The sequence below is a fragment of the Yoonia sp. genome (assembly GCF_036770585.1).
Classification (GTDB): Bacteria; Pseudomonadota; Alphaproteobacteria; order Rhodobacterales; family Rhodobacteraceae; genus Yoonia.
The window spans coordinates 1-11,168 of the sequence record NZ_DAIPIW010000006.1 but is presented as its reverse complement, the minus strand read 5'-3'; the positions used below and the strand labels follow the sequence as shown (position 1 = coordinate 11,168).

The 11,168-nt window shown below is 62.7% G+C and carries 15 protein-coding genes; 10 read left to right on the top strand and 5 right to left on the bottom strand.

Translation table 11 applies throughout. The features are described 5' to 3' along the window. A partial coding sequence (locus V7N12_RS02240) for a hypothetical protein (protein ID WP_333712370.1) occupies positions 1-261 on the bottom strand: 261 nt, incomplete at its 3' end. A gap of 143 nt (positions 262-404) precedes the next feature. Here V7N12_RS02240 and V7N12_RS02235 point away from each other — a divergent pair. After that, positions 405-2,147 (top strand): helix-turn-helix domain-containing protein, encoded by a 1,743-nt coding sequence (locus V7N12_RS02235; protein WP_333712369.1) that lies wholly within the window; start codon positions 405-407, stop codon positions 2,145-2,147. A 42-nt stretch (positions 2,148-2,189) separates the two neighbouring features. Here the strand turns inward: V7N12_RS02235 and miaB are convergent, their stop codons facing one another. Next, complete coding sequence (miaB, locus tag V7N12_RS02230) at positions 2,190-3,497, bottom strand: tRNA (N6-isopentenyl adenosine(37)-C2)-methylthiotransferase MiaB (protein ID WP_333712368.1); 1,308 nt, start codon at positions 3,495-3,497, stop codon at positions 2,190-2,192. Between the two features lie 115 nt (positions 3,498-3,612). Between miaB and V7N12_RS02225 the strand changes: the two genes are divergently transcribed. Continuing rightward, entirely contained in the window at positions 3,613-4,473 is an 861-nt protein-coding gene (locus tag V7N12_RS02225) for a hypothetical protein (protein WP_333712367.1), read from the top strand. Here the strand turns inward: V7N12_RS02225 and V7N12_RS02220 are convergent. Together V7N12_RS02220 and irrA are read right to left on the bottom strand one after the other, a co-directional pair. Continuing rightward, positions 4,379-4,945 carry an REP-associated tyrosine transposase gene (locus tag V7N12_RS02220; RefSeq protein ID WP_333712365.1) on the bottom strand — a complete coding sequence of 189 codons (567 nt, stop codon included), beginning with the start codon at positions 4,943-4,945 and terminating at the stop codon, positions 4,379-4,381. The genes V7N12_RS02225 and V7N12_RS02220 overlap by 95 nt on opposite strands. 42 nt (positions 4,946-4,987) lie before the next feature. After that, positions 4,988-5,404 carry an iron response transcriptional regulator IrrA gene (irrA, locus tag V7N12_RS02215; protein WP_333712363.1) on the bottom strand — a complete coding sequence of 139 codons (417 nt, stop codon included), beginning with the start codon at positions 5,402-5,404 and terminating at the stop codon, positions 4,988-4,990. A gap of 150 nt (positions 5,405-5,554) precedes the next feature. On the opposite strand from irrA, the gene fabA reads away from it, so the two are divergent. The 6 genes from fabA to V7N12_RS02185 all read left to right on the top strand — a co-directional run bounded on the left by fabA (position 5,555) and on the right by V7N12_RS02185 (position 9,149). Beyond that, positions 5,555-6,064 carry a bifunctional 3-hydroxydecanoyl-ACP dehydratase/trans-2-decenoyl-ACP isomerase gene (fabA, locus tag V7N12_RS02210; RefSeq protein ID WP_333712361.1) on the top strand — a complete coding sequence of 170 codons (510 nt, stop codon included), beginning with the start codon at positions 5,555-5,557 and terminating at the stop codon, positions 6,062-6,064. A 31-nt stretch (positions 6,065-6,095) separates the two neighbouring features. Continuing rightward, on the top strand, positions 6,096-7,325 hold the full coding sequence (locus V7N12_RS02205) for a beta-ketoacyl synthase N-terminal-like domain-containing protein (RefSeq protein ID WP_333712359.1): 1,230 nt from the start codon (positions 6,096-6,098) through the stop codon (positions 7,323-7,325). A 4-nt stretch (positions 7,326-7,329) separates the two neighbouring features. After that, a complete protein-coding gene (locus tag V7N12_RS02200) occupies positions 7,330-8,121 on the top strand; it encodes an enoyl-ACP reductase FabI (RefSeq protein WP_333712357.1) in 792 nt (263 codons plus the stop codon). A 193-nt stretch (positions 8,122-8,314) separates the two neighbouring features. Next, positions 8,315-8,575 (top strand): hypothetical protein, encoded by a 261-nt coding sequence (locus V7N12_RS02195; protein WP_333712355.1) that lies wholly within the window; start codon positions 8,315-8,317, stop codon positions 8,573-8,575. Positions 8,576-8,599: 24 nt separating this feature from the next. Next, entirely contained in the window at positions 8,600-8,836 is a 237-nt protein-coding gene (locus V7N12_RS02190; RefSeq protein ID WP_333712353.1) for a GNAT family N-acetyltransferase, read from the top strand. 22 nt (positions 8,837-8,858) lie between these two features. Next, complete coding sequence (locus V7N12_RS02185) at positions 8,859-9,149, top strand: HNH endonuclease (protein WP_333712352.1); 291 nt, start codon at positions 8,859-8,861, stop codon at positions 9,147-9,149. A 38-nt stretch (positions 9,150-9,187) separates the two neighbouring features. Here the strand turns inward: V7N12_RS02185 and V7N12_RS02180 are convergent, their stop codons facing one another. Then, positions 9,188-9,622, bottom strand: coding sequence for an FKBP-type peptidyl-prolyl cis-trans isomerase (locus V7N12_RS02180; protein ID WP_333712350.1), 435 nt, complete (start codon positions 9,620-9,622; stop codon positions 9,188-9,190). Positions 9,623-9,748: 126 nt separating this feature from the next. On the opposite strand from V7N12_RS02180, the gene V7N12_RS02175 reads away from it, so the two are divergent. Both V7N12_RS02175 and V7N12_RS02170 read left to right on the top strand, forming a co-directional pair. After that, complete coding sequence (locus V7N12_RS02175) at positions 9,749-10,426, top strand: haloacid dehalogenase type II (protein ID WP_333712348.1); 678 nt, start codon at positions 9,749-9,751, stop codon at positions 10,424-10,426. After that, a partial coding sequence (locus V7N12_RS02170) for an alpha/beta fold hydrolase (RefSeq protein WP_333712347.1) occupies positions 10,426-11,168 on the top strand: 743 nt, incomplete at its 3' end. The genes V7N12_RS02175 and V7N12_RS02170, both read left to right, overlap by 1 nt.

Sequence of the window (11,168 nt, the reverse complement as noted above, 5' to 3'; positions counted from 1 at the left end):
CCCACCAGGGCGGTCGAAATCAGAATACGCATTGTCAAAATCCTTTCTCGGGCGATCTTCCGCCAATCGGACCTGGGTACGGACCGCATTTGCCAATAATCCCGTGCCGCTTCCCCTGACCGGTCGAACAAGCACCCTCTCAGCTTCACCTTCGGCAGCCGGTCGCGCCGTGACAAAAAGGTGACCGAGAAAGTAACCAGCTTGAATCACATCATGTTTTTCAAGGTAGCCAGAGCATTGATCAGGCGATGGCAAGGTCACGCGCTTCTTTCGGACACGGAAGCCGCCACGATGGCTGACAGGGCGATGACCGGCCCGTAACCCGGGCCATGGCGACAAGCACTTGGCAAACAGCGCAGCAATCCCCTAACAATATCCATCACGGTCGCATGGACTCTGCCCGCATGATGGAAACAGACAGCACCCCTCTGGACGCGGACACATTCGGCAGGCTCGTCAAAGAGCGGCGCCGCGCCATGGGCATGAGCCAGGAAGCCCTCGCGGCAACCGCGCTGGGCAACCCCGACCGCAAGTCCTTTGTTTCTGCTGTCGAAAACAACCGGCTGTCGAAGATCACGCCGAACACAGCGCAGCGTCTTTGTGCGGCCTTGGGCATTTCCCGCGACGAGATTCCGGTGTTCATGCATTGGCCCGAAATCGCAGGCGAGCACAGGATCGCACAGCGGTTGCAAGCGCTTGAGGACGGCACCAACCGGGTGCCCGACCGCCGCATCGTCGTCGAGGTGATCAACCTGCACCTGCAAGGCGTGGTCGGCCAGTCCGTGTCGGCGCGCTACCGCGAACAACTGGGCCGCGTTCTTGCCGGGCTTGGGCGTCTGACCGGACCGCCTCTGGGATATCAGAGCTTTTTGTTCTGCTATGCCCTCAGCCTCTATTATGTCGTCGCGACGGCGCTGTTCAGCTATACAGCGAGCGACATCTCGGTCGGGTCTGTCGGATTGTTCAACGCGGCCGGTTGGAGCGGGTCCCGTCTGGAGAACCTGATCGCCGCGATTTGCATCGTCTTTGTCGGGGCAAGCTGGCTGACAAGCTGGCGTATCCTGGCACCTTTCGGCCGACGACCGATGCCCACGGGCGAGAAAGCGGGGCGTTTGGGGGCGGCTGCCGTCATTTCGGGGATCTGCTGTGGGTTCGCCACCTATTTCGGCCTCGATCCCATGGCTGTTGCCGTCATCTTCGCACTGCCTTGTTTCGCGGCCGTCTCGACGTTCAGCCCCTTGACGGCGCTTTTCGTGGGGATGGCCGGGGGACTGGTCTCGGGGCTGCTTACGCATTTGATTGCCTCGTTTCGCGACAGCGGCGCGCCACTTTTGACGCTGGCCTTGCTGAACGGCATCATTGTCGGTTGCGTTGTGGGATCGATTGCGGGTTGGGCCAGCAGCATGGTGCGGTCGATGGTCCCGCAATCCGAGGGCGGCCGACTGGCCGGTGCCGCCGCAGGCCTCGCGAGCGGCAGTCTGCTTTTGCTCGGCGCGATCGTGTCAGGTGATGCCTTCGGCGCGATCGATGCAAAAACATTGGGGATCTTCGCCGTTGTCTGGTTGACCTTGCCGCTTGTGAACGCCGCGCTGGATGCCGTGTCGCTGGGTGTCAGTCAAATGATCGGGCAGAGGGTCATCAAAGGGCAAACCGGGATGCCCACGATCATACTTCTGGGGGTCGCCGACCTTGTTATCGCTGTCGGTCTCGTTGTTCTGTCAACCGCCGCAATCGGTGTTTCCCTTGTGGCGCTTTCCAGCTTTCTGGATGTCCGGACGGGCGGGCTAGCGTTCCTGCAGATCGGCAAGTCCGATCCCTGGGGCGAGGGGATGTGGCTGACCCTCATGGTGCTGACGACCACATTCTGGACCTGGGCGCATTTTGCAGGGATCGTCGCGCCTCTTTTGGCCGGTTCCGTCGCGCGGTGTGTCGATGACGTTGCGGCGGTGAAGTTGGATCATGCAAAATCACGCGGCGAGATCGCCCTGGGGGCCGGGATCCTGCTCGGACTGCGCCATGTCATCTTCTACGTGTCTTGGGGTGTTCTTGCGGCGATACCCCTTGGCGTTCTGGCGCTGAACGGTGCTTTCGTCTCGCATCTGCTGGCGATCGGTCACTGGCTGGCCGGCCTTCTTGTGGCAAGCTGAGCCAGCACGGCCAATCGACCTGACCAACCGTTCACGACGCCCCTACAGCAACTGGCCTTTCAGCGAATTGGGGCTGTCCTCGATCACGCGCAGGGTGCGGACCTGTCCAAGGACATCCGCCGGAGCCTGCGCATAGACCGCGTGCAGGTATTCCGATTTGCCGATCATCTGGCCCGCCTCGCGGCCCGCCTTCTCGAACAGCACCTTCACCTCGCGCCCGACCATCGCCGCCTGCGTCGCCTGCTGTTGGTCCCGCAACAGCGCCTGCAAGCGCTGCAAACGGTCGTTCATCACGTCCTCGGGCAGTTGCGGCTTTTCGGCCGCAGGCGTGCCCGGACGGGTCGAGTATTTGAACGAATAGGCCTGCCCATAGTGGACCTCGCGGATCAGGGCCAGCGTCTCGTCGAAATCATCCTCGGTCTCGCCGGGGAAGCCCACGATGAAGTCGCCCGAAAGCAAAAGATCGGGCCGTGCTGCGCGGATGCGTTCGATCAGGCGGATATAGCTTTCGGCGGTATGCTTGCGGTTCATCGCCTTGAGGATCCGGTCAGACCCGGACTGCACCGGCAGATGCAGATAGGGCATCAGCTTGTCACAGGTGCCATGGGCCGCGATCAGCGCGTCATCCATGTCGTTGGGGTGCGAGGTGGTGAAGCGGATGCGTTCCAGCCCGTCGATCTTGTTGAGCTCCCAGATCAGCCCCGCCAGCCCCTGATCGTGCCCGTGATAGGCATTCACGTTCTGGCCCAGCAGGGTGATCTCTTTCACGCCTGCCTCGACCAGTTCCTGCGCCTCGCGGATCACACGATCGGCGGGGCGCGACACCTCGGCCCCGCGCGTATAGGGGACCACGCAGAAGGCACAGAATTTGTCGCAGCCTTCCTGCACCGTCAGAAAGGCGGTCGGTCCGCGCTTGGCCTTGGCGCGTTTCCTGAGCGTCTCGAACTTGTCGTCCTCGGGGAAATCGGTGTCGAGCGCCTTGCCCCCCCCGCGCACAGCCTCTTCCATGGCGGGCAGGCGGTGATAGCTTTGCGGGCCGACCACCAGATCGACCATCGGCTGGCGGCGCATGATTTCCTCGCCCTCGGCCTGCGCGACACAGCCCGCCACCCCGATCTTGAGGTCGGGCTTCTCCGCCTTCAGGTGCTTGTAGCGGCCCAGTTCGGAATAGACCTTTTCGGCGGCCTTTTCGCGGATGTGGCAGGTGTTCAGCAGGATCATGTCCGCATCGTCGGGACTTTGCGTTTCGACATAGCCCTTGCCGCCCAGCGCCTCGGCCATGCGTTCGCTGTCGTAGACGTTCATCTGACAGCCATAGGTCTTGATATAAAGCTTCTTCGGCGCGGACATCGGATCGCTTTTTGTGGTTGGGTGATCGCGGTCTTCTAACGGCTCGGGGGACACCTTGCAATGCGGTGCGATTTCCCCGATTTTGCGCCGGACCGCCGACAGGACACGCCCGCGCATGCATTATCCCGATCTCGCCGCCTTCCTCTCTGATGCCCCGAAGCGTCTGAAGAAAGGGCCCTTGGCGCTGGTGATGGTCGAGGATGACGTCGAGGTCGCAAGCACCTTCGCCCACCTGCGCCGCTTCGGTTTCGCACAGATCATCGCCTTTGCCCCGCCGGAATTGCCGTTCACCACCGAAGCGACGGATGTGATCCGCGTGGACCATGACACCAGTAGTGATCAAGCCTTGCAGAGGATGCTGAACGGCACGATCAAGGCGCTGCCGGGGGTCTGGCTTTTCTACTGCTACAATGCCGAATACCTGCACTACCCCTTTTGCGAGACGCGCAGCGTGGGCGAGATGCTGTCCTTCATGTCGGAAGAGCGGCGCGACAGTGTGATGGGCTATGTCATCGACCTCTATGCGCGCGACCTGACCGCCCGCCCGAACGGGGTCGACCGCACGGACGCCTATTTCGACAAATCAGGCTACTATGCACTGGCCCTGAAGGATGCGGGCGGTGAACCGCTGGAACGTCAGCTTGAAATCGCGGGCGGTCTGCGCTGGCGGTTCGAAGAGCATATTCCCAAAGACAGGCAGCGCACCGACCGCGTCTCTTTCGTGCGCGCGCGGGCCGGGCTGCAGATGCTGGCCGACAAAAGCTGGAGCCTCCCCGAATACAACACCTACGCCTGTCCCTGGCACAACAACCTGACCGTCGCCGTGCCGTCCTTCCGCACCGCCAAGGCGCTGCGCCGCAACCCCGGCAGCCGCGATGCGATCAGCCTTTTCCACTGGCCGCAGTCAGAGCGGTTCGACTGGACCTCGACCCAGCTACTGGATCTGGGGCTGATGGAACCGGGGCAGTGGTTCTAGCACCGCGGCGCAGATTGTGATGCAGCGATGAATAGGGCCAGTCGCTGGCCCGCGTCACCAGCCCCGCCTGCACGGGGGCGGACCGGATCACATGGGCGTGGCGGTCGAAATCATCCTGATCGGTGATCAGATGCTCCCAAAAGCCGCGCTGCCAGATGCCCTTGTCGCCGCGCTGCACAAGGCTGGGCGGCAGGTAGGCAGGCGCGGGCACGTGGCGCGAGAACCCCGTCTTGATCAGCCGCCAGCGTTTGCCGATATCGGCGTCACCCATCGGCAGGGTCCAGATCATGTGCAACTGGTTCGGCAAGATCACCGCCGCCGCGATCGCGAACGGCCAGCGCTTGCGGCAGAGACGCGTGGCGTCGCGCAAGACATCGACATGGCGCACCAGCAAATCGGCCCGCGCGTCCTGCAGACGCAGAGTGAAGAAATACGTGCCGCCCGGCACAAAGAGGGACGCTGGCTGGATCATACCGCCACCATCCCGCAGATTGGTTAATGAAGTGTTGCGCCGCTACTTGCGGCGCAGGCGGATCACCACATCGACCGAGGCGATCTCGGCCCCTTCGGGCGCATCGGGCAGATTCTTGATTTCCATCTTCTCGGCCGAGGCATCGGTCAGCGTGGCGGTGTCTTCCCAGAAGAAATGCGGATGGTCGGTCATATTGGTGTCGAAGTAGCTTTTCGTGCCATCCACCGTAATCTCGCGCATCAGCCCCGCCTCGCAAAACGCCTTGAGCGTATTGTAGACCGTGGCCAGCGAGACCTTTTCGTCGGCGTTGGACGCCGCCTCGAACAGGCTTTCGGCGGTGACATGGCGGTCCTGCCCGTCACCCACAAGCAGGCTGGCAAGCGTCATCCTTTGGCGCGTCGGACGCAGTCCTGCGCTGGACAGCCATTTGGCGCTTCGCTCGATTGCAAGGTCGGACATCGGATGCTCTTTTTGATAACTCTTCGCAATATATGGTCAGATTGCGCAAATATTCAAACAAAAACACTCGGAAAACTGCTGGCTTGCCCTTCCAAACACCACAATGATAGACGTCTGTGGACGCAGCCAACAAGATCGAGACCAGAGTACATGGCGGATTTCCCCACCAGTTTTGACAAAGACGACCTGCTGAAATGCGCCCGTGGCGAGCTTTTCGGCCCCGGCAACGCGCAGCTGCCTGCCCCGCCGATGCTGATGATGGACCGGATCACGGATATTTCAGGCGATGGCGGCGCGCATGGCAAGGGTCATGTGGTGGCGGAATTCGATATCACGCCCGACCTGTGGTTCTTCGACTGCCACTTTCCCGGCAACCCGATCATGCCCGGATGCCTTGGCCTTGACGGCCTGTGGCAGTTGACCGGCTTCAACCTCGGCTGGCGCGGCTGGCAGGGGCGCGGCTATGCGCTGGGCGTGGGCGAGGTCAAGCTGACCGGCATGGTCCGCCCCGACCGCAAGATGCTGACCTACAAGGTCGATTTCACCAAGGCGATCCAGACCCGCCGCCTGACCATGGGTGTGGCGAACGGGATTGTTGAGGCCGACGGCGAGGTCATCTATCAGGTGACGGACATGAAGGTCGCGCTGAGCGAAAGCTAAGCCAACAAAGCAAGTATCAGGGAGGGTGCCCATGCGCCGTGTCGTCGTCACAGGTCTCGGGATCGTATCGCCTATCGGCAACAACGCCGAAGAGGTCACGGCCGCATTGAAAGCGGGAAGGTCCGGTATCGAGGCATCGCCCGAGATGGCCGCGCACGGCTTCCGCAGCCAAATCGCCGGCACGCTCAAGATCGACATCACCGAGCATGTGGACAAGCGCACCCTGCGCTTCATGGGACCGGGTGCCGCCTATGCCCATATCGCCATGGGGCAGGCCATCGCCGATGCGGGCCTGACCGAAGGACAGGTCGTCAACCCGATGACGGGTCTGATTGCAGGGTCCGGCGGGCCGTCCACCTCTGCCATGCTGGCCGCGCACAATGTCGTGCGCGACACGGGCGCCACCAAGCGGATCGGGCCTTTCGCGGTGCCCAAATGCATGTCCTCGACCGTCAGCGCGAACCTTGCCACGGCCTATCAGATCAAGGGGATGAATTTCTCGATCACCTCGGCCTGTTCCACCTCGTTGCACTGCATCGGCATGGCCGCGCAACAGATCGCCCTTGGCACGCAGGACATCATGTTCGCAGGCGGTGGCGAGGAGTTGGACTGGACCCTGTCCTGCCTCTTCGATGCGATGGGGGCGATGTCGTCGAAATTCAACGACACCCCAAGCCGCGCAAGCCGCGCCTTTGACGCCGACCGCGATGGTTTCGTGATCGCAGGCGGCGGCGCGATGGTGGTGCTGGAAAGCCTCGAAAGCGCGCAGGCGCGCGGTGCGAAGATCTACGCCGAGGTCACAGGCTTCTCTGCCACCTCTGACGGGGCCGATATGGTCGCCCCATCCGGTGAAGGCGGTGAACGGGCGATGCGCGGCGCGCTGAAGACCCTGCCCGCAGGCCGCAGCGTCAGCTACATCAACGCGCACGGCACCTCGACACCCGTCGGTGACGTGGGCGAGGTGCAGGCCGTGCGCCGCGTCTTCGGCGAAGGGTCCACGCCGCCGATCAGCTCGACCAAATCCATGACCGGCCACAGCCAGGGGGCCACCGGCGCGCAGGAAGCAGTCTATTGCCTGCTGATGCTGGACCAGGATTTCATCGCGCCCTCAATCAACGTCGAGACCCTTGACCCTGCGCTGCACGCGGCCGAGATCGCAACCAGCTTGGTCGAGAACGCGGGGCTTGATACAGTGATGACCAATTCATTCGGTTTCGGTGGCACGAACGGGTCGATGCTGCTGTCCAAATTGCGGGACTGATAAAATGACGATCTCGATGCACGGCAAACGCGGTCTGATCATGGGCGTCGCGAACGAACGGTCCATCGCGTGGGGCATCGCCAAGGCGATGGCCGAGGCGGGCGCGGAACTGGCTTTCACCTATCAGGGCGAGGCATTCGGCAAGCGGCTGGAACCGCTGGCGCAGTCGGTCGGGTCGGACATCATGGTCGATGTGGACGTGAACAACGACGACAGCATGGATGCGGCCTTTGCCCTGCTCAAGGAAAAATGGGGCACCTTGGATTTTGTCGTCCATGCCATCGCCTATTCCGACAAGGCGGAACTGGGCGGGCGGTTCATCCATACGACACGGGCGAACTTCAAGAACTCGCTCGCGATCTCGTGCTATTCCTTCATCGACGTGGGCCGTCGCGCGGCAGAGCTGATGCCCGAGGGCGGCAGCCTGATCACGATCACCTTCCAGGGGTCCAATCAGGTGGTGCCCTTCTACAACGTGATGGGCGTCGCCAAGGCCGCGCTTGAATCCGCAACGCGCTATCTGGCCAATGATCTGGGCCCGCAAGGCATCCGCGTGAACGCGATCAGCCCCGGCCCGATGAAAACGCTGGCCGGTGCCGCGATCACAGGCGCACGCCGCACCTACAAGCACGCCGACCAGAACGCACCGCTGCGGTCGAACGCGACACTCGAGGCGGTTGGTGGCACGGCGGTCTATCTGGCGTCAGACGCAGGGGCCTTTACCACCGGCGAGATCATCCACGTCGATGGCGGCTACCACGTTCTGGGGATGCCGCAGATCGAGAATATCAGCTAGGCCGACCCCGCCCGGTGCGATGAACCTGTTCGGCTTTCTGAGGGCGGTGACTTTGCGGCTTGTCAGGACATAAGCGCCCGATGCGCATGGGGCGCCGATCTCCATCACGACGACGAAATGATGCGCTATACTTGGCTGCTCATGGTATACTGGCCCAAAGACTGTGGGTGAGCCATCTGAGGTGTTGCGCGGCATGAGAGATATTCAGATCAACGCAATCCGCTCGGATGAGGATATTGCCGAGGCAAAGGCCATGGTGATGGAACTGTTCGATGTCTTCTTCGAACGCTATCCCGACCAGATCCCGATGATCCGCAAGTATATAAAAACACAGGATGTGGCAGGCCAGCTTGAGCGGTTTCTAGAGACCTTCGGCCCTCCTGTCGGCGAGGCACTGATCGCGCGTGTCGATGGCATCGCGCAGGGCATCGTCATGTTGACCGATAAAGGTTAGGGACTTGAAGGGCGGCTTTGTGAATTGAACCGCATGTATGTGCGGAGTGCCGCACGCGGTCTTGGCCTAGGGCGCAAGCTGGGCGAGGCGATTATGGCGCAGGCTCGCCTTCTGGGGTTTCAAGAGATGCGACTTGAAGGCGCGAAACACCACGTAGAGGCAATCCCGCTTTACGAAAGCCTTGGTTTCGGGCCGGATCCAGCCCCGACCGAACTTGCGAAAGCCGACCCGATGATGTTTTCGATGCGGATCACGCTCTGATCGGAAGCCGAGCAATCACGCGATGTCCGATCATCCCACCTGCCCGCTTTGCCTGCGCCCGATCCCGCCGGGCGTGCCGCAGAGCCAGCATCATCTGATCCCCAAGCTGAAGGGTGGCAAGGGCGGCCCGACGATCCTGATCCACCACATCTGTCACAAAGAAATTCACGCCACATTGTCCGAGGCCGAACTCGCCCGCGACTATCCCAGCCCCGAGGCCTTGCGCGCCCACCCACGGCTTGCGAAATTCTTTGCATGGGTCGCCAAGCGCCCGCCCGACTTCATGAGCCGGGTGCCGAAGCGGAAGCGCTAGACGCGCCCGCTCCGGTCAATCCTGTCTGGTTTGGCCGATCAGGCCGCCTTGATCTCGACCAGCTCGATGGCGAAGTTCAGGTCCTTCCCCGCCAGCGGGTGATTGGCGTCCAGGGTCACCTCTGCCTCGGTCACATCGGCCACCGTCACGGGGATAACCTGCCCCTGCGGGGTCTGCATCTGCAACTGCGTGCCGATCTCGACCGGAATCTCGGCGGGGATCTGGGCGCGCGGCACGGCCTGCTGGTTGTCGGGGTTATGTTCGCCGTAGGCTTGGGCAGCGGGCACATTGACGTCCTTCTTGTCACCCACCGCCATACCGGGGATGGCGGCGTCGAGGCCGGGAATGATCTGACCCGAGCCAACAACGAACTCCAGCGGGTCACGTCCTGCCGAGCTGTCGAACTGGTCGCCGTTGTCGAGTGTGCCGGTGTAGTGGATGCTTACGGTATCGCCTGCTTTGGCTTGTGTCATCGTCTCTGCTTTCCTGTGTCGTTTCATAAAGGGCAAAGCCTAAGGGCCCATGTCCCGACATGCAAACCGATTGCCCCTTTTCGTCGCACGGGCCCCGTGACACGATACGGGCAAGCGAGGACCCCGATGCCGATCACCACCTACGTCTTTGATGCCTATGGCACTTTGTTCGATGTCAACGCCGCAGCGCAGGCCGCCGCAGCCGAGCCGGAACACGCGGTCCTGCGCGACATCTGGCCGAAACTTGCCTTCGACTGGCGGCGCAAGCAGCTGGAATACACATGGCTGCGCGCGGTGGCAGACCGGCACTGCGATTTCTGGGCCGTGACCGAGGATGGTCTAGACTGGGCGCTGGCGGCGCAGGGGCTGGACGATCCGGCGACCCGCACCCGGCTCTTGGAACTCTACCGGGAACTTGCTGCCTACCCCGAGGTGCCCGCCATGCTGGCGGCGCTGAAAGCGGCGGGCAAGCAGACCGCGATCCTGTCGAACGGCTCGCCTGCGATGCTGGCGGCGGCGGTCGCCTCGGCGGGGATCGGGCAACAGTTGGACGCCCTGCTCAGCGTTGAAAGCGTCGGCGTCTTCAAGCCCCATGCCAAGGTCTATGACATGGTAGAGGTGCACTTCGGATGCGCCCGGGGCGAGGTGCTTTTCGTCTCGTCAAACGGCTGGGACGCGGCAGGGGCGGCAGGCTACGGCTTTCAGACCGCGTGGGTGAACCGCGCGGGCGATCCGGTCGATAACCTCTATGCCCGCCCGCAGCACATCCTGCCCGACCTCACGACCATACCGGAGATCACCTGATGCCCCGCTTTACCGCAAACGACGGTGCGTCGCTTTACTACACCGACGCAGGCGAAGGGCCGCCGGTCATCGCCTTGGCGGGACTGACCCGCAACGGCGCCGATTTCGACCATGTCGCCCCGCATCTGCCCGTGCGCCTGATCCGTCCCGATTATCGCGGACGCGGGCAATCGGACTGGACCGGCCCCGCCACCTACACGATCCCGCAAGAGGCTGCCGATGTGCTGGCCCTGATGGATCATCTGGGGCTTGGCAAGGCGGCGATCCTCGGCACTTCGCGCGGGGGGCTGATTGCCATGGTGCTGGCGGCAACGGCCAGGGACCGGCTGCTGGGCGTGGCGCTGAACGATATCGGACCGGTGATCGAGGATCGCGGGCTGGATGTGATCAAGGACTACATCGGGCGCAATCCCGCACAGAAGACCTATGCCGAGGCGGCAGCCTTTCTCGCGGAAAAATGGACCCATTTCACCGACGTGCCCCTGTCGCGCTGGCTGGCAGAGGTCAAGGCGCACTACGCCGAAAGTGACGGAGGCCTTGTCATCCGCTATGACCCCAGCTTGCGCGATGCGGTGCTGGCGGCTGGCGCGCAGCCTGCCCCCGACCTCTGGCCGCTGTTCGACAGCTTGGATGGCCTGCCGCTTGCCCTGATCCGTGGCGGCAATTCCGACCTACTGAGCAAAGCCACCGCAGACGAGATGTCCCGCCGCCGCCCCGACATGCTGCGCGCCGATATCGCGGG